At 56.8% G+C, this 18,684-nt stretch carries 15 protein-coding genes and 2 tRNA genes; 8 read left to right on the top strand and 9 right to left on the bottom strand.

From position 1 onward, the window contains the following. Nucleotides 1–22: 22 nt before the first annotated feature. Nucleotides 23–2,170 carry a fatty acid oxidation complex subunit alpha FadB gene (gene fadB, locus D0851_RS00905; protein WP_117616942.1) on the bottom strand — a complete coding sequence of 716 codons (2,148 nt, stop codon included), beginning with the start codon at nt 2,168–2,170 and terminating at the stop codon, nt 23–25. Between the two features lie 442 nt (nt 2,171–2,612). Here fadB and D0851_RS00900 point away from each other — a divergent pair, with 442 nt between their 5' ends. Together D0851_RS00900 and D0851_RS00895 are read left to right on the top strand one after the other, a co-directional pair. Continuing rightward, nucleotides 2,613–3,431, top strand: a complete 819-nt coding sequence (locus D0851_RS00900; protein WP_117616941.1) for a hypothetical protein — start codon at nt 2,613–2,615, stop codon at nt 3,429–3,431. A 156-nt stretch (nt 3,432–3,587) separates the two neighbouring features. After that, nucleotides 3,588–4,019, top strand: coding sequence for a universal stress protein (locus tag D0851_RS00895; protein ID WP_117616940.1), 432 nt, complete (start codon nt 3,588–3,590; stop codon nt 4,017–4,019). A gap of 58 nt (nt 4,020–4,077) precedes the next feature. Here the strand turns inward: D0851_RS00895 and D0851_RS00890 are convergent, their stop codons facing one another. The 6 genes from D0851_RS00890 to D0851_RS00865 all read right to left on the bottom strand — a co-directional run bounded on the left by D0851_RS00890 (nt 4,078) and on the right by D0851_RS00865 (nt 9,289). After that, a complete protein-coding gene (locus tag D0851_RS00890; protein ID WP_117616939.1) occupies nt 4,078–4,746 on the bottom strand; it encodes a DUF6901 family protein in 669 nt (222 codons plus the stop codon). Then, a complete protein-coding gene (locus D0851_RS00885) occupies nt 4,743–6,695 on the bottom strand; it encodes an ATP-binding cassette domain-containing protein (protein ID WP_117616938.1) in 1,953 nt (650 codons plus the stop codon). Before D0851_RS00885 ends, D0851_RS00890 begins: the two co-directional genes overlap by 4 nt. A 2-nt stretch (nt 6,696–6,697) precedes the next feature. Beyond that, nucleotides 6,698–7,516 carry an MOSC domain-containing protein gene (locus tag D0851_RS00880; protein WP_117616937.1) on the bottom strand — a complete coding sequence of 273 codons (819 nt, stop codon included), beginning with the start codon at nt 7,514–7,516 and terminating at the stop codon, nt 6,698–6,700. Nucleotides 7,517–7,652: 136 nt separating this feature from the next. After that, nucleotides 7,653–7,728, bottom strand: a tRNA-Gly gene (locus D0851_RS00875). 58 nt (nt 7,729–7,786) lie between these two features. Further along, complete coding sequence (locus D0851_RS00870; RefSeq protein ID WP_117616936.1) at nt 7,787–8,503, bottom strand: murein L,D-transpeptidase catalytic domain family protein; 717 nt, start codon at nt 8,501–8,503, stop codon at nt 7,787–7,789. A gap of 183 nt (nt 8,504–8,686) precedes the next feature. Further along, nucleotides 8,687–9,289 carry a DUF924 family protein gene (locus D0851_RS00865; RefSeq protein ID WP_117616935.1) on the bottom strand — a complete coding sequence of 201 codons (603 nt, stop codon included), beginning with the start codon at nt 9,287–9,289 and terminating at the stop codon, nt 8,687–8,689. A gap of 101 nt (nt 9,290–9,390) precedes the next feature. On the opposite strand from D0851_RS00865, the gene D0851_RS00860 reads away from it, so the two are divergent. From D0851_RS00860 to D0851_RS00850, 3 genes are all read left to right on the top strand, one after another. Continuing rightward, nucleotides 9,391–9,765, top strand: coding sequence for a sirohydrochlorin chelatase (locus D0851_RS00860; protein WP_117616934.1), 375 nt, complete (start codon nt 9,391–9,393; stop codon nt 9,763–9,765). A 54-nt stretch (nt 9,766–9,819) separates the two neighbouring features. Then, complete coding sequence (locus tag D0851_RS00855) at nt 9,820–10,737, top strand: TIGR01777 family oxidoreductase (protein ID WP_117616933.1); 918 nt, start codon at nt 9,820–9,822, stop codon at nt 10,735–10,737. 167 nt (nt 10,738–10,904) lie between these two features. Next, nucleotides 10,905–10,980: transfer RNA gene (locus D0851_RS00850), tRNA-Glu, on the top strand. Between the two features lie 46 nt (nt 10,981–11,026). Here the strand turns inward: D0851_RS00850 and ccoM are convergent. Continuing rightward, nucleotides 11,027–11,179 (bottom strand): cytochrome c oxidase subunit CcoM, encoded by a 153-nt coding sequence (ccoM, locus tag D0851_RS20960; RefSeq protein WP_162893654.1) that lies wholly within the window; start codon nt 11,177–11,179, stop codon nt 11,027–11,029. Nucleotides 11,180–11,419: 240 nt separating this feature from the next. Here ccoM and D0851_RS00845 point away from each other — a divergent pair, with 240 nt between their 5' ends. The 3 genes from D0851_RS00845 to pta are packed head-to-tail and all read left to right on the top strand — an operon-like array spanning nt 11,420 to nt 17,245. Continuing rightward, on the top strand, nt 11,420–13,831 hold the full coding sequence (locus D0851_RS00845; RefSeq protein ID WP_117620230.1) for an EAL domain-containing protein: 2,412 nt from the start codon (nt 11,420–11,422) through the stop codon (nt 13,829–13,831). Between the two features lie 27 nt (nt 13,832–13,858). Further along, a complete protein-coding gene (locus D0851_RS00840) occupies nt 13,859–15,055 on the top strand; it encodes an acetate/propionate family kinase (RefSeq protein ID WP_117616932.1) in 1,197 nt (398 codons plus the stop codon). A gap of 27 nt (nt 15,056–15,082) precedes the next feature. Further along, complete coding sequence (gene pta / locus D0851_RS00835; protein ID WP_117616931.1) at nt 15,083–17,245, top strand: phosphate acetyltransferase; 2,163 nt, start codon at nt 15,083–15,085, stop codon at nt 17,243–17,245. A gap of 15 nt (nt 17,246–17,260) precedes the next feature. On the opposite strand, the gene der is transcribed toward pta, so the two are convergent. Next, entirely contained in the window at nt 17,261–18,682 is a 1,422-nt protein-coding gene (gene der / locus D0851_RS00830; RefSeq protein WP_117616930.1) for a ribosome biogenesis GTPase Der, read from the bottom strand. Between the last annotated feature and the right edge of the window lie 2 nt (nt 18,683–18,684).

Here is an 18,684-nt window from a genome sequence, read left to right as displayed (position 1 = left end):
CTTTCTCCGTTCGGAATCAGGGTTAGCCAAAGAACTTTTTGCCAGTTTTGGCCATTTCACGCAGTTTCTCAGTCGGATGATACAGAGGACCGAGATCTGCAAACTTGTCTGCCAGTTCGACGAACTTGTCTACACCCATGTCATCGATGTAGCGCAGGGCACCACCACGGAACGGCGGGAAGCCGATACCGAAAATCAGGCCCATATCAGCATCTGCCGGATCTTCGACAATGCCGTCTTCCAGGCAGCGAACGGTTTCCATGCACAGAGGAATCATCATGCGGGCGATGATATCTTCCTCACTGAACTCGTTTTTACCCTGAACAACCGGCTCGAGCAGCTTGTAGGTCTCTTCGTCGACGACCTTCTTCTGCTTGCCCTTGCGGTCCAGTTCGTACTTGTAGAAGCCCTTCTCGTTCTTCTGTCCGTAACGGTTGTTGTCGAACATCACGTCAATGGCGGTTGTGCCTTCGTGCTTCATCCGGTCCGGGAAGCCTTCGGCCATCACTTCGCCGGCGTGCTTGCCGGTATCCATGCCAACAACGTCCAACAGGTACGCAGGACCCATCGGCCAGCCGAACTTTTCCATCACCTTGTCAACATGCTGGAAGTCAGCACCGTCACGCACCAGGCCAATAAAGCCACCGAAGTACGGGAACAGAACGCGGTTAACCAGGAAGCCCGGGCAATCATTAACAACGATCGGAGTCTTGCCCATGGCTTTGGCGTAGGCCACGGTGGTCGCGATGGCGCGATCACTGGTCTTCTCGCCGCGAATAACCTCAACCAGCGGCATCATGTGTACCGGGTTGAAGAAGTGCATGCCACAGAAGTTTTCCGGCCGCTTCAGGTTCTTGGCCAGCAGGTCGATGGAAATGGTAGAGGTGTTCGAGGTCAGGATGGCGTCGTCGCGAACCGCATCTTCGGTCTCACGCAGAACAGCATCTTTTACTTTCGGGTTCTCGACAACAGCCTCAACAACCAGGTCTACGTTCTTGAAATCACCATAGTTCAGGGTTGGCGTGATGCTGTTGAGTACATCGGCCATCTGGTCAGGTTTCATCTTGCCTTTTTCAACCCGCTTGACCAGAAGCTTCTTGGCTTCCTTCAGACCCAGTGCGATACCGTCCTGGTTGATGTCCTTCATGATGATCGGGGTGCCCTTCAGGGCAGACTGGAATGCGACACCACCACCCATGATGCCGGCGCCGAGGACGGCAGCCAGGTTCACGTCATTGGCTTCCTTCTCCCAGGCCTTGGCCTTCTTCTTGAGCTCCTGATCGTTCAGGAACAGGCCAACCAGGCAAGCCGCAACGTTGGTTTTGGCCATCTTGGCGAAGCCTTTGGCTTCCACTTCGATCGCCTTGTCGCGGGTCATGCCGGCGTGTTTCTGCATCACCTTGATGGCTTCAACGGGCGCCGGGTAGTTCTTGCCAGCCTTGCCGGCAACAAACGCCTTGGATATCTCGAATGCCATCATGCTTTCCATGGCATTGAGTTTGATCTTGCCCTTCTTCTCTTCACGACGGGCTTCGTTGTCCAGCTTGCCTTCGTTGCACTGGCTAATGATGGCAACGGCGGCTTCGACCAGCTTGTCGGACTCAACCACGGCGTCAACGGCACCAACCTTCAGTGCCGCATCCGCGCGGTTCTCAGTGCCGCCACTGATCCACTCAACCGCGTTGTCGACACCCACCAGACGGGACAGACGCACAGTACCGCCGAAGCCCGGGAAGATCCCCAGCTTCACTTCCGGAAGACCAACCCTGGCCGTCTTGTCCATAACCCGATAGTCGGTCGCAAGGCACATCTCGAAACCGCCACCCAGGGCCATACCATTTATAGCGGTAACGGTCGGGAACGGCAGGTCTTCAACGGCGCTGAAGACTTCATTGGCCTTGAGGTTGTTGGCTACCAGATCCTCTTCCGAACCGGCAAACAGCTCGGTGAATTCGGTAATGTCGGCACCAACAATGAAGCTGTCCTTGGAGCTGGTAACCACCAGACCCTTCAGGTTCTTTTTCACTTTCAATGCGTCAGTCGCGGCGCGGAGCTCTTCAATAGTGAGACGGTTGAACTTGTTTACGGACTCGCCCTGCAAGTCGAAGTTCAACTGAGCGATCCCGCCTTCGATCTCTTTAACCGTGATGGCTTTACCTTCGTAAATCATCAACTGATCTCCAGTCTGTGTTTGGAACTGCTTCCAGCCAGGTGGCGCTGTCAGTTCGCCAGCGCGGCCGGCTGTTTGTGCAGCGAGATTTCGGTCACTGCCCGGTCATTCGATTCAAAAAATTCATACAGTCGTTTGAATCGTGAGGGCACACGATGAAAAAAAACGGCGCGTTTGTCAATTTGTTTCTTTCGGACGGGCTGCAAAAGTCCCCGAAAAGCTGGAGGCAGCCGAAGAAAAACGCAGCAGAATTGTTATGATTCAGTTAACTGGAAGCCACTTCTAAGAAAAAACCGGAACTTCATCACGCAAATTTCAAAGTTGTTTACATTTACAGACACCGAGGCCGCCAAAACTGCTTGATTGGCCGGCGCAGTTACTTTACCTTCGATCTACGACTTTGGTCCACAATAATAAAACAGCATGTACGGAGACCCATCCGATGAAAGACGCTAACCTGCGGATACGCTCTCTTGTAGCCGCGCTTATTCTCCTTGCACTGACTTCCCTGGGTGCCCGCGCCCAGGATGGCGCCGACGGATTCCTCTCCGACCTCCATAATTTCCGGGTCAGCAATTACATGGCCCTGGACGCCTACTACCGTTTCAGTGGAACCGGCGATACCGATACCCTGAACGAGATTGTGCAGGGCATCAACTCAGCCAACGACTCCATGAATTCTATCGCCGGCAGTAATTCCGGGGTGCTGTCTGCCGAAGATATTGAAGGGCTGAACCAGGAGTTCGACAAGTTCAAGAACCTGATGCGCAGCAACATCAATGATGTGCGTAACCAGGGCTATCCGGACTTGCGGCTGGTTTCCGATATGGCGAACCAGGCCCTCACCATGAACGAGAAGGCGACCGGGTTATATCGGGTAGCCCAGGAAAGCTCCCAGACGGCTACAAGCCCCCGGGTCGAGGCGGCGCGTTCTGCCGCTGTAAAAATGGCCCAGATGATGGCCAAGTATTCGGTACGCACCAACTCCTCGGTTTCCCAGACCTTCCAGGGCTCCTCTACCGAAACACCGCTCGACGAGCAAGCCAGGGAACTGGATGCATTGCTGGAATCTGTTATGCAGGGCCAGGGCTCGCCGGAATTAAACGCGGCACTTAACAGCATCTCATCCAAGTGGCAGTTTATCCGCGGCTCTTATATCAACTATAACGAGAAGAATGTGGGCTTCGTGATCGACCGGTATTCCAAGGGTATCCTGAAGGGGCTGGCCAACATCATAGAGCTCTTACAAGGCAACGTCTGACCCTCTCCTCTTTTTCTGGCGGGCCTAATTGCCTGCCAGAAAAGCGCTTTTCCGCCGTCTTTATTGATACCTGTCAGTTTCCCGCTACACTTTTCCGATTAGATTTAAAGTACTATCCTCAAGACAATATCACCCCGCGCGCGAAGGAGCGATGCCATGTCCGCCTACAAGAAAATGCTTGTTGCCATTGACCTGACGGAAGAAGCCCCACAGGTGCTCAACAAGGCGAAAGCCATGAGCGAGGCCCATGGGGCGGAGCTGATGCTGGTTCATGTGGTTGAGCCCGTTGGCTACGCCTATGGCGGTGATATACCGATGGACCTGACCGAACTTCAGGATCAGCTCGACAAAGCCGCCCGTGAGCAACTGGGCACCTACGGTGACCAATACGGAGTTTCCAGGACAAACCAGGTAGTTACGGTCGGGCGCCCGGAATCAGAAATTCACAGGCTTGCCAAAGAGCAGGACGTGGACCTCGTGATTGTTGGCAGCCATGGGCGAAAGGGCTTCCAGCTTTTGTTGGGCTCAACTGCCAACGGTGTTCTGCACGGTACTGAGTGCGACGTTCTGGCCATCAGGATTCACTAAGGGTTCCGGAACCGAAAGCCCGGGCGTTGTCCCGGGCCCGGTCTGTCGCCCGGGACTGCTACCCCCCTTCCCCGCCCATTTTTGCCTCGAGCTTCCGAAGCTGGCTTTCCAGGGAGAAGCTGACGCTCGACGCCATCGAAAAGAAGTTCAGTAACGCTTTCAGATTACTGTCGCCCTTGCAGACCGAATGAATACGCTGCCAAAGGGCCTGATTGACCAGCTGCAACCTCTGGTTCCTTTCAACAAGCCCCGTCAGATCCCAGTCCGGCGCCTGGTGATTGCGCTTGGCGAAGTACTGCTGCAGCAGATAATGGGACACACTGCGCATAATAAATTCATCGGTATTGGCAAAAGGCAGGTGGTGCACAGCCATCGGCTTGAGCTCTGACAGTACCGGGCACCCGCTGGTTGCCATTTTCAGCCCGAGCAAAGACCTGAGGGCTTCTTCCAGGGCAGTCTGTTTCAGGTAGCTGCGCCGCTCATCAGTAACCTTCACCTCAACCTTCTGGTAGGCATCTTCCGCCTGAAATGCTTCGACAACAGGCAGCATTTCAGTGGCTGCAGGGCAATAAGGCGTATCTGAAGCCTTCAACGGGCAGTTACTGCACTGACAATGCCCGAGTTTGGTCCACGAGGGCAAAGGCCCGGACGCCGGTGACGGTCGATCAGTGACTGTAAACTCGACGGTACGCCCGTCCTGAAACCTGAAATCGTAATTGATATTCATTGGCTTGCCTGTTCTTCCAGCTCCATCCACCGCTCGATAACCTTCTCCAGACGGTTTTCCTTTTCCGTCAATGCTTCCAGAGTGGCCGAGACTTCGTTCGGTGGGCCTGAGTAAAAATCAGCCGAGGAAATCTTTTCCTTCAGGCCGGCGACTTCCTGCTCCAGCGCCCCGATCTGCCCGGGCAGCTGTTCGAGCTCCAGTTTGAGTTTATAGCTCAGCTTGACAGGCTTGCTCTTTTCCGAGGGCGCTGCCTGTCTTGCGCTTCCTGGCACCTTTTGTTCACGTTCTTTGGCGGTTTCCTTACCGGATTTTCTGGCTTTGTCCTGTTTGTCCGGCCTATTACCCGTCGCTTCCGAGGGGAAACGCCCGCCCTGCCGGCGCCAGTCGGTGTAACCACCGACAAACTCCCGCACTTTGCCCGATCCATCCAGGAAAACCGTTTCAGTGATCACATTATCAAGAAACTCCCGGTCGTGACTGATCACGATCACTGTTCCGGCAAATTCCGCCAACTGTTCTTCCAGCAGTTCCAGGGTTTCCACATCCAGATCGTTGGTCGGTTCATCAAGCACCAGAATGTTCGCTGGCTTGCTGAACAGCTTGGCAAGAAGCAGCCTCGCACGTTCACCACCAGAGAACACACTGACCGGTGACCTGGCCCGCTCCGGTGTGAACAGGAACTCCTGCAAATAACCAAGCACGTGCTTGCTCTGACCGTTAATATCAATGAATTCCCGACCCTCGGAAAGGTTATCCAGGGCATTCCGGGTCAGATCCAGCTCCCCGCGAAGCTGATCGAAATAGGCCACTTGCAGATTGGTACCCAGACGCACCGACCCTTCAGTTGGTTCCAGGTCTCCGAGCAAAAGCCGAACCAAAGTCGTTTTGCCGGTTCCGTTTTCCCCCACAAGGCCGATCTTGTCACCCCTGAGGATAGTCAGGTTCATATCGCTGATCACCGGCGTACCATCAGGATAGGCGAAGCCTGCATCCCGGGTTTCAACAACCAGTTTGCCGGAACGGGCTGCATCCTCCACCGCGAAGCTTGCGGTACCGCCACGGACTCTCCGTTGCCGGTGTTCCTCGCGCATGGCCCGGAGGGCGCGCACCCGGCCCATGTTGCGAGTTCTGCGTGCCTTGATACCCTGGCGAATCCAGGCTTCTTCCTGCTTAAGCCGCTTGTCGAACAGCGCGTTCTGACGCTCTTCCTCTTCCAGCGCTTTTTCCTTCAGTTCAAGGTAGCGGTCATAGGTGGCGGCAAAGCTCACGAGCCTGCCCCGATCCAGCTCAACAATCCGGGTGGCCATGCGCCGGATAAACGCCCGGTCGTGGCTGACAAACAGCATGGCGCCACGGAACTGGCCCAGAGCCTCTTCCAGCCAGGCGATGGCAGGCACATCGAGGTGGTTGGTGGGTTCATCCAGCAACAGGATGTCCGGATCCGCAACCAGGGCTTTTGCCAGCAACACACGGCGTTGCCAGCCGCCGGACAGCGTGTTCAGTGTCTGATCGGGATCGACACCGTACTGACCGAGAATGGTGGTTACCTTCTGATCCAGCCGCCAGCCATCCAGGGCTTCCAGACGCTCCTGGACTTTCATCAGGCGGTCCAGGCTGGACTCATCCGCATGCTGGGAAAGCTGATGGAATTCCGCCAGCAAGGTTCCGGTTTCCGGAAACGCACCGGCAACCACTTCATAGGCTGTGCGGGAATCCTCCGATGGCAGGTTCTGCGGCAGCACTGCAAGCACTGCGCCGTCGTCCAGGCGCACCACCCCGCCATCAGGCACCACTTCCCCAGTGACAATCCTGAGCAGGGTCGACTTGCCTTCGCCATTGCGTCCCAACAGGCACACACGCTCTCCGGCGTCGATTACCAGCGATGCCTGGTCCAGCAGCGGGTGCATTCCAAAAGCCAGGGAGACTGAGTCCAGCGTTAACAAAGGCACGTTTATTTTGACTCCGATTTGTTGATGGTAACAGGATCACCAACCCGGATACTTCCCGGTGATTCATGAATGGCGTTCTGGCCGAAGATCACGCCGTCCGGCGTCCTGCGATAGCCTGACAGGGTTCTGAGCGGCTGCAAGGCGGCGTCCTTTTTGCCCGTTGCGGGATCCACGGTGGTCACCACACAGCGGGAACAGGGCTTCACAACACTCAGACGGTTGTTGCCAATGGTCAGCTGCTGCCAGCTGTCCTCATCCCAGGGCTGCGCACCCTCCACCACGATGTTGGGCCGGAACCTGCGCATCTCTACCGGAGCATCGAGGCGCCCGTTCAGCTCCATCAGCGAAGCGGTATTGGTAATCAGGAACGGAAAACCGTCAGCAAAGCCTACACGCCGGTATTCATCCACCCGTCCGGCATCAACACGGCGAAATGAACTGTCCGGCATATAGACAAACCGGAGAGACTTGCCGCAGAACCGGCTTAACGCCTCGCCGGCTTCAGGCTGTCCCATAACGGCCTTGACCCAGTCACGCCAGACCAGGACCCGAACCTCTGCGCCGGCCGCATCTGTCTCATCAATAGCCATCAGGGGAAACGCACCCTCACCCGGAATGTCGACAACCACATTGCCACCCTCCAGCGCGGTAGCAACCAGCGCCAGCTCCGGATGCTCCCTCTGGGTCACAAAACGGCGGTCATCGTCGACAATCATCCAGCGTCTGTCGGCGACCGGGCCGAAATCATCAGTGTCAAAGCTGCTTACCTCAATGCCGGACAGGGACTTGACGGGGTATATAAACAGTGAATGTACCTTCATGGCGGACATGCCTCCCCCACAGAATCAGGATATGAAACAGGCTGCCGAGTATACCTGACCACGAGCCATGGCGCCGGGTTTGTGGTGGTTGAATACGAAAAAACCCGGCCTTTTTCAAGACCGGGTTTTCTGAATCTGGAGCGGGAAACGAGATTCGAACTCGCGACCCCAACCTTGGCAAGGTTGTGCTCTACCAACTGAGCTATTCCCGCAATGCTGATCGGCTGTTACCGACAACGGAGGCGTATTCTACGGATCCAACCGGCGCCGTCAACCACTTTTTTCCAGGTTTTTTCCCGCCAGAGTTGTGTTGTCGCACTTGAGGAAACCTGAACTGTGCAGCCACTCCTGATCGGGATAGTACTTGAAAACAAGCTGACCACCCTTGAGATTATCAACCACCTGGCGGATGGCCTGATTGTCCACCGCAGGGCAACCGTGGCTTCGGCCTATCCGGCCGTATTTGCTGACCCAGCTGTCACTCACATAGTCCGCACCGTGAATTACAATCGCGCGCTGCCGGGCGTGATCGTTGATGCCAGGTTCAAGTCCATCAAGCCGGACGGCATATCCATGTTTTCCGTAGTAGGACTCTCGCGCCTGAAAGAGACCGATACTGGACTGATGGCTGCCTTCGACGTTGGAGAACTCGGTCGGCTCGAAATTCCCGGAATTCTTACCATGGGCCACAAGATCCCGGAGCAGCAGCTCGCCTTTCTCCAGATCAAAAATCCACAACCGCTCTTCACTGGAGGGTAACGAAAAATCGATAACCGCCAGCCGCTGTGGCATCTCGACACCACTGGAAACAGCACAGCGTGATGCCTTAAACGCCGTCTTGAGCACAGTCCTGTCGAGCTTTGGGGCTGCGCCACTCAATTGGTCCAGCAGCTTATCGTCGAGAGAAGCAGCAAACGATGAAACAGGAAGCACAGCCCATACGGCCGCAAAAAGCCCGGCGGGCAGGGAACGCCGCGAGTTCACCATCACAAATCCCCGATAGAATACGTGCAGGTGGCGGCGAAACGCCGCGCACCCGGTTCAAAGTAAGTGTTGCGTATTCTATCAGGCAAAATAGCCAACCCCGTCAGAATGTACATTTTTCATACAAAACCTTAAGGAAGCCGCCAATTCCGTCATCTGGCCAATCAGGGCTGACAAAAAGCAGCTCTATTGGCCAAATCGCCGGCCAATCTGTAAGTAAACCTCTTCTTCTGCCGTAGACGCACGCCCCAGAGCCTTGTTCCGGTGTGGGAAACGGCCAAACCTGATGGTAATGTCGCGGTGATCCCGGGCGGACTGAAGAAAGCTACCCATAAAATCTGCCAGGAGCCCCTGGGTACTCCGGGCAAGCTGCTCGTAGCATTCCACAGATGTGTCCTGGTCTTCCTTACGCTCGGAGTGCTGCAGGGGCATATATAGGAAAGCCCTCTGAACCGGAGGAAGCAGCATATCCTGCCCCTTCCGCATGGCCTGCCTGCAGAGTTTCCGGGCCTGCCGATCCTGATCAAATGCCATAGCGCCGCCCCGGAAGATGTTTCTGGAAAACTGATCAAGCAGCAGAATCTCTGCCAGTATGCCACCGGCTTCCCGCCGCCAATGCTCCAGCCCCTGCTCCGAAGCGAACAGCACCAGGGAAAGAAAGCGGCGGCGGATCTCCTGATCGAACCTACGGTCTGACCGGAACCATTTGTTTCTGTGGTCACTGTCTGGCAACCCGTGCTCATCCAGTTCACCAAACCAGAAATCCAGAATCTCTTTCCAATCGAACATTCTGTGTCACCCTGTTACTTTAGATTCTGTTATACCCGCTTCCGGGGCTGACGCTCCGGACTTACGACAGGCCCCATCAAACTGACCACTCAGGAGAGGCAATGAACAGCCCCCGCATTATTCTGTTGGCACACGGAAGCAGTGACAAGCGCTGGTGTGAAACCTTCGAACAGCTTGCCGGACCCACACTCAAGGCTGTCGATAATGCCCGGATTGCCTACATGGAACTGGCCGATCCATCCATGGACACTGTCATTGCAGAAGGAGTCGCGGAAGGGGCCAAAAGCTTTACCATCGTTCCCCTGTTCCTGGCGGCCGGGCGCCATCTGCGCAAGGATGTTCCCGCGATGATCGAAGAACTCGAGCGCGCCCATGGCACCAACATCCACCTGGCGCCGCCGATCGGCGAAAATCCACTTCTCGGACAGGCCATCCGGGATGCTGTTATGCTTGAACTGGAACAGACACCGTCCTGAACCGGACGCTTGGAAAGCACGCGTGTCGACCAGACCGCGACGGGAGGGAACATCATGACAAAGAGGATTCTGATTACCGGCGGTACCGGATTTATCGGGCACGTACTGTGCCGTGAACTGCTGGCGCGCGGCCATGAACTGACCGTTTTCAGCCGGCAACCGTCAGAAACCGTCAAGGCCTGCTGCGGCCGGGTTGAAGCCGTCCGTGATTTGCAACAACTCCGTTCCCACCCCGGGTTCGATTCCGTCATCAACCTGGCTGGTGAAGGCATTGCTGACAAACGCTGGTCCAAAGCTCGCAAACAGCAACTCCGGGACAGCCGGATCAATGTCACCGAAACACTCGTTGACGTGATACGCAGCTGGAAACAGGCTCCCGAGGTCATGGTCTCGGGCTCGGCGGTCGGTTTTTATGGAGACCAGGGCCCGGCCATGGTAACGGAAGAGACCAACCCACATGATGAGTTTACCCACCGCCTTTGCCGGGACTGGGAAAATGCCGCGCTCCGCCTTGCCGACAACGGCGTAAGAGTGTGCCTGTCGCGAACAGGTGTCGTGGCCGGCCCCGGAGGCGGCTTTCTGGAGCGCATGATTCTGCCCTTCAAACTTGGCCTCGGTGGCCGGCTGGGCAGTGGCACGCAGTATATGCCATGGGTCCACCGGGACGACGTTGTCGAAGCCCTGATCTGGATGGTCGAGAACACCAGCGCTTCAGGACCGTTCAACGTGGTCAGCCCCAACCCGGTGACCAACGCCGAATTCACCCGTTGCCTCGGCAAGGTTCTGCACCGCCCCGCTCTGTTGCCCGCACCGGCACCGGTGCTCAAGGTCGCACTGGGGGAAATGGCGCGTCTCCTCCTGACCGGCCAGCAGGCCATTCCGGCAAGACTCACCAAGGCAGGATTCCAGTTCCAGTATCCCGAACTGGAGAAGGCGCTGGCCCATTCCGTTAATCCGGGGGCGGCAAGGTGACAGTAGCCCGCGTATGGACCGACGCCTCACAGCTGCCGGCCGCGGCCTTCAGCTGGGGCATTTCACCAGTCAACGCCCGTAACTTTTCAAAAAAAGGCGTTGACACTCCCCGGAGCCTTACTTAATATACGCGCCACCTCGACGAGGCAAGGTATTGAAAACGTTGCGTCCCCTTCGTCTAGTGGCCTAGGACTCCGCCCTTTCACGGCGGCAACAGGGGTTCGAACCCCCTAGGGGACGCCAATTTTCCTAACCTGATGCTCCGGCAGCTCTTACTTGCCCGGCAAGGTCAAACCGGTTTCTGGCCGTGCTCGCCTTCTTTTCTGCCCTCATGTCCGTGCGCCTTCTGATCCCTCATCACGAAGATGCCAACACCAACGAAAAACCCAACCACCAGCAATACAGTCGCAATACCTGCGATAACAACGGCGTCCATATACATTTTTCTTCTCCTTCCTGCAGTAAACTTGATTAAACTCAGATTACGCCCGGTACGCCTGCATGTTATTGATCCAGGTCAACAGAGTACTTTCAGGTTGTGTACGCTTTAGTACTGAATCACAACAAATTTCTCCCCATTTTTCCTGCATTTGCAAGGCATTCGAAAGAAACTGCTGCTATAGTCGCAATCAAAGGTAATTCTCCGATCTCCTAACCGGTTTGGGTGGCTGAAGTTTACGACATGCCAAAACTGTCGACGCGTCTCCAACGTTTTCGCACAGGCTCTCCCCTGTCCTTCAGGCTGCTGGCCTGGATTCTTTTGTTCAGCTCCGCCTTCACCCTGGTCGCTTCAGCCCTGCAGATCTATTCCGATTACCGCAAGGAACTTTCCCAGATTGACAACCGTATGCAAATCATCGAATCCGGTTATGCATCCAGCCTGGCGCGGAGTCTGTGGGCCCTGGACCAAAAACTGCTGCAGACCCAGATGGAAGGCATTCTCAGCCTCCCCTACGTGATCCACCTGCGACTGCGGATCGAACCGGATTCCGAGCTGATAATGGGTGACATTCCCCGGGGAGCAAAAACCACGTCCCACAGTTTCAGCCTGGCTCACCAGGGCGATGAAATGTTCAAACTGGGCGAGCTTACCGTCACAGCGGGCCTTGACCCGGTCTACGATGAGCTGCAGCGCAAAGTAGGGGTCATCCTGTTCACTCAGTTCCTGAAAACCTTCTTTGTTTCCATACTGATTATCTGGATCTTCCAGCATTTCGTGGTACGCCACCTGACAACGATGGCCAACTATGCCCGCGACTTTTCACTGAAAACCACCTCGAAACCTCTCACTCTTGACCGGCCGAACACCCCAGCAAACCGTCATGATGAGCTCGGGCGGGTTACCGATGCCATCAATCAGATGCGCGAACGTCTCAACGTGGATATGGAACGGCAGCAAAAAGATGCGGCTGAAATCCGAAAATTTTCCAAGGCCATTGAACAAAGCCCTTCCTCCGTTCTGATCTGTGACCGGCAGTGGCGTATTGAATTTGCCAACCAGAAATTCACCCAACTGACCGGTTACGAAGCCCGATCCATTCTCGGCAAGCATCCCGGCGCACTGGGTGAGAACGATATTGAAAACCGGCAAAACCGGCACCTGTGGCAGTCCATTCGACTGCAGGTGCAACGTGTCGGAGTGTGGCAGGGGGAAATAAACAGCGTTCGGCGCAACGGCGAACGATTCTGGGAACAGCTGATTGTTACCCCCATCAAGGATGAGTCAGGCGGCACGACCGGCTACCTGATCCTCGGCGAAGACATCAGCATCAGAAAACGGTATGAGCAGCAACTGCTGCGCCAGGCCAACTACGACATCCTGACCGGCCTGCCCAACCGGATGCTGGCCCTGGATCGCCTGAAGCTGGCGCTGGCCCAGGCTCGACGCGAGAGCACCCTGGTGGGTGTGATGTTCCTGGACCTGGACAACTTCAAGCACATCAACGACACCCTTGGCCACGACGCCGGCGACAATCTACTGATTGAAGCGGCACGCCGGATCTCCAGCTGCCTGCGGGGCACCAGTACGGTTGCCCGACTCGGTGGCGATGAGTTTCTTGTCATACTGCCTGGTTTGACCGGCCCGGAGGCCTCATCTCAGGTTGCAGAACGTATTCTCAAGACGTTCGCACCACCCTACATACTGAATGGTCAGGAAGTATTCGTAACTACGAGTATCGGGATTGCGATCTTCCCGACAGACTCCGACAACAGTGGCACCCTGCTTCAGCACGCCGATGCCGCCATGTACCAGGCCAAGCACAAGGGCAAGAGCTCCTACGCCCATTTTGCCCCGGAAATGACCGAGGTGTCCCACGAGCGTCTGAAGATGGAATCCAGTATGCGGCGTGCCCTGGAGCTAAAGGAATTCGAGCTCTACTTCCAGCCCATCGTGAATACGAATTCCGGCAACCTTTTTGCTGTCGAAGCGCTGCTGCGCTGGAATAATCCCGCCATGGGCATGGTGATGCCGGATCGTTTCATCCCGTTGGCGGAGGAAACCGGCCTGATCACGCCCATCGGCGAGTGGGTTCTCGAGGAGGCCTGCCGGGCGGCAATGGGTTGGAAACAGTCTACCGGTAAGGACATCGGTATCTCCGTCAATGTCTCCCCCCGCCAGTTCCGGGATCCCGGATTTACCGAGACCGTAATGCATGCGCTCTCAGCCAGCGGCCTGGCGCCGGAACAGCTGGAACTGGAAATTACCGAACGCCTGATCCTGGACAACTCCATCGAGACAGCGGAAATCCTGCGCCAGCTCGACAAAGCCGGCATTCGCTTGTCGGTCGACGATTTTGGTACCGGCTACTCCGCGCTCAGCTATCTGAAAAGCTATCCGTTTGATACCCTGAAAATTGACAAATCCTTTGTCCAGGATGTCATGAAGGAGCCTGACGATGCCTCCCTTGTCCGGGCGATCATCAACATGGCCCATAGCCTGGGCCTGCGGGTCATCGCTGAAGGGGTGGAAGAAGAAGCACAGACCCATTTCCTGAAAAAGGAAAACTGCGACTTCTCCCAGGGGTATTTCTACAGCCGCCCCCTGCCAGCCCCGGAGTTTGACGCCTGGCTCACCAACAATCATCGGGTATAGATTAAAAACCGCCGGAACCTCAACTCCATGGAAGACACCATACTTGTCGTCAATTGCGGCAGCTCATCGCTGAAACTTGCACTGTTTGACGGCCAACACCGTAAACTGGCGTCGGCTCTGGCAGAGCGTCTTAATCAGAACGATGCCTTTGCACGCATTGCTGGCGATAAGGACACCATTCCCCTGAAGCCGGGCACATCGCATGATGCGGCACTTGAGGCAATGGTCAGTGCATTCCGGGACCGTCAGTTGATAACATCCGTGCCCGCGGCCATCGGCCATCGGGTGGTTCATGGTGGAGAAACCTTTCGCGAAGCGGTCCTTATCGACGAGGACGTTGTCAGCGCCATTGAAGAGTGCGCCGGACTGGCTCCCCTGCACAACCCGGTCAATCTTTCGGGTATCCGGGCAACCCTCGCGCTGTTTCCCGGTGTCCCCCAGGCGGCGGTTTTCGACACCGCCTTTCACCAGACCCTGCCAAGACATGCGTTCCTGTACGCCCTTCCGAAAGCCTGGTATCAGGACTGGGGCGTACGCCGCTACGGATTTCACGGCACCAGCCACGCCTTTATGGCCGTCGAAGCCGCCCGCTTGTTGGGCAGGACACCGGCAACCACGTCCATCATTTCTGCTCATCTGGGCAACGGTTGCAGCATTGCCGCCATCCGCGACGGCATCAGCGTGGATACCAGCATGGGGTTGACACCTCTGGAAGGCCTGGTGATGGGCACCCGGAGCGGAGATATCGACCCGGGCCTGTTTGATTTTCTCGGTAGTAAGGGCATTCCCGGCGACGAGGTTCATCGGGTTTTGAACCAGGAAAGCGGCCTGCTGGGCCTGTCCGGGCAGACCAATGATATGCGCTCATTATGCGAGCTCGCCGACCACGGCCATGAACCCTCTAAAACAGCGATTGATGTTTTCTGCTTCCGTCTGGCCAGATACATTGGTGCCATGATGGCATCGCTCAGGCAACTGGACGCCCTGGTTTTCACGGGCGGCATCGGCGAGAACAGTGCCCGGGTGAGGCAGGACACCATCAGCCATTTGCACCTCATGGGTTTTGAGCTCAGCGAGGATCTTAACAAACACCATGGTGAATTCAGCGACGGCCGGATTGAAAGTGCCGGTTCCCGGTTCCCGGTTCTGGTGATTCCCACCAACGAGGAGCTGGTTATTGCGCGGGAGGCCTCACGGCTTGCCGGCGCGGCAGATCCGGCCTGACCACCACGCGTTACCAGGAACACGATAATGGCAAAAAGTCTCTTTGTTGCACCAACCTCCATGGAGTCCGGCCTGACCTCCGTTTGCCTCGGGCTGTTACGCGCCCTTGAACGGGTTGGCGTGAGTGTCGGTTTCTATAAACCCTTCTGCCAGTCCGTCCACCGTGCTGAATCCATGCATAACGACGGCCAGGATTCATCGACGGCCTTTGTCCGGACCAGCAGTCACCTGAATCCACCGGACCCGATTCCTTTAAAGCAAGCCCAGCAACTGCTCAACCGGGGCAAATCCGATTTCCTGCTCGAGACAGTGGTGGGCGAGTACCAGAAGGTCGCCAAAAAGGTGGATGTGGTGATTATCGAAGGGCTGGTACCCGATCGCAGTGAGGCCTATATCGCACGGCTCAATGTGGAGGTTGCCCGGAATCTGGGCTCAGACGTCATCCTTGTCAGCACCACGAAAACCCTTGACGCACGCCAGATGGATGAGGAGCTGGACTTCGCCGCACGCCTCTTCGCCAGCCCGAGCGATCCCGATGTCATCGGGGTGATCCTGAACAAGGTCGGCGAGCCGGAGCAGTCCGGCCTTGAACCCCGTTCCAATACCAGTCACCCATGCACGACGGCCATCGATTACCGGGCCAGCTGTAAGGTGTTCCTCGAAGGCCGGTTTCGACTGATCGCGGAGATACCCTGGCAGCCGGAGCTTCTCGCGCCACGAGTGTCCGATATCGCCCGGGAGCTCGGGCTACCCGTGCTGAACGAAGGCCAGATGCACTCCCGGCGGGTTCAGAAGGTTTCGGTGTGTGCAAGAAGCATCCGGAACATGACAGAAACACTGAGGCCAGGCACGTTAATGGTAACGCCGGGAGACCGTGAAGACATTGTGGTCACAACAGCAGTTGCCGCGCTAAATGGTGTTCCACTGGCGGGATTGATGCTCACCGGCGGATTCATGCCGGACCAACGGGTGATAGATCTGTGCCACCGGGCCCTGGATACCGGCCTGCCGGTTCTCGGTTCCGATGCCAACACCTACGAGACAGCCCACATGCTGGCTAACCTGTCTTCCGCTATCCCCATCGATGATCCGGACCGCATCGAAAAGGCCATGGAAGCGGTTGCGACCCGAATAGACACAGACTGGCTGCAGCAGCACCTCAAGGTCGAACGCCAGAGCCGGCTTTCTCCCCCGGCTTTCCGGTATCAGCTTTCAGAACGCGCCCGCGCTGCCAATAAACGAATTGTCCTGCCGGAGGGCAGCGAACCACGAACCGTTCAGGCGGCCATCATCTGTCACCAGCGCAAGCTGGCCCGGTGTGCCCTGATTGGGAACGCGTCCGAGATTCGTCGGGTTGCCGCTTCCCAGGATCAGGAGCTGCCGGAAGATATCGAGATCATCAATCCTTCCGAAGTACGTGAGCGCTATATCGGGCCGATGGTGGAACTGCGCAAACACAAGGGCCTTACCCCGGACATGGCCGAAGCCATGCTCGAGGACAACGTTGTCCTGGGCACCATGATGGTGGCTCTGGATGAAGCCGATGGGTTGGTGTCAGGCGCCATTCACACCACCGCCAACACCGTTCGCCCTGCCCTGCAGCTGATCAAGACCCACGACCACGCGAAAGTCGTGTCATCCGTGTTTTTCATGTTGCTTCCGCAACAGGTGGTGGTTTACGGGGACTGCGCCATCAACCCGGACCCGAACGCCGAGGAGTTGGCAGATATTGCCATCCAGAGCGCCGAATCCGCCGAAGCCTTCGGCATTGAGCCTCTGGTTGCGATGATCAGCTACAGTACCGGTGAATCAGGAAGCGGTCAGGACGTCGACAAGGTAAGAGAAGCCACCCGGATTGCCCGCCAGCGCAGGCCGGATCTGCTGATTGACGGACCCTTGCAGTACGACGCCGCAGCGATAGAGAGTGTCGCCAGAAGCAAAGCACCTGACAGCAAAGTGGCGGGCAAGGCCACGGTGTTTGTATTCCCGGATCTGAACACCGGGAACACCACCTATAAAGCGGTTCAGCGCAGCGCCAATGTCGTCAGTATCGGCCCGATGCTGCAGGGCCTCCGGAAACCGGTCAACGATCTCTCCAGGGGTGCGCTGGTCGAAGACATCGTCTTTACCATCGCACTCACTGCGGTCCAGGCAAAACAGGTTGAAAACGCGGGGCTCAACGGAAGCTGAGGCTATACCCCGGAATCAGCGCTTGAGACTCTTCTGGCGCTTTTTCTTCGGGCTGGGCCCCTGTTTCTGGTCGTTATCCTTTTTCACCTTCTGGCGCGGCGTCAGCCGATCAACCTTGCTGGCAAACGGGTTTTCCCCGGCCCGGAATTGAAACCGGATGGGCGATCCGGTAACGTTCAGCACCTTGCGGAAGGTGTTTTCCAGATACCGCTTGTAAGCGCCTGGCAGCGCGTCCACCTGATTGCCATGAACAACAACGACCGGCGGATTCGAGCCACCCTGGTGGGCGTAACGGAGTTTGATTCGCCGCCCCTGCACCATCGGTGGCTGATGCTGGGCAACGGCGTCCTGCAATAGTGCGGTCAGGCGATTGGTCGGCCACTTGGCCATGGCAGAGTCGTAGCAGGCCTCGACCGATTCATACATAACGCCAACGCCGGATCCGTGAAGCGCGGAGATATAGTGCTTGTCGGCGTAATCGAGAAAATCGAGGCGGCGCTTAACCTGCTCCTTCACCCTGGCCCGGTCTTCGGGGTCCATACCGTCCCATTTGTTCACAGCGATGACCAGTGAGCGGCCCGCATCCAGAACAAAGCCGATCAGGTGCAAATCCTGATCCACCAGTCCCTGCCGGGCATCAATCACCAGAATCACTACGTGGGCATCATCAATCGCTTGCAGCGTTTTGATAATTGAAAACTTCTCGACCACTTCGCTGACATTCTTGCGACGGCGAACACCGGCGGTGTCAATCAGCGTGTACTGTTTGCCCTGGCGCTCGTAGGGGACGTACACGCTGTCACGGGTTGTGCCCGGCATGTCGAAAACGACCACCCGATCCTCGCCAAGCATGCGGTTCACAAGGGTCGACTTGCCCACATTCGGGCGCCCCACCACGCCAATGCGAATACCCGGATATCGATCTGCCCGGTCCTCTTCTGCCCGATCTTCCTCGGAGGGCAAGAGAATCTCCAGCATTGACCGGATACCCCGGTTATGGGAGGCAGCTATCAGGAAGGTGGATGCGAAGCCCAGGCTGTAAAAATCGGCTGCCGCAATGTCCGGGTTCTGACCATCGGTCTTGTTCACGACCAGGTGAGCCTGCTTACCAGAACGGCGCATATGATCTGCAATGAGTTCATCGCCCGCTGTCAGCCCGGCACGGCCATCCACCAGAAACAGAACAATGTCGGCCTCTTCCACGGCCTGCATGGACTGCCGTGCCATCTCGAGATCAAGACCCTGCTCGTCTCCCGTGAGACCGCCGGTATCAATCACAATGAAACGCTGGCCCTCGTAGCTGCCCTCACCGTATTTGCGGTCCCGGGTGAGGCCGGGGAAGTCCGCAACCAGGGCATCCCTGGAGCGGGTCATCTGGTTGAACAAAGTCGATTTGCCAACGTTGGGACGTCCGACAAGGGCAATTACTGGGGTCATAA

Origin of the sequence: Marinobacter sp. Arc7-DN-1 (genome assembly GCF_003441595.1) — a bacterium.
GTDB lineage: Bacteria > Pseudomonadota > Gammaproteobacteria > Pseudomonadales > Oleiphilaceae > Marinobacter > Marinobacter metalliresistant.
The sequence above is the reverse complement of the archived record's forward strand: the minus strand, read 5'-3'. Positions and strand labels throughout refer to the sequence as shown.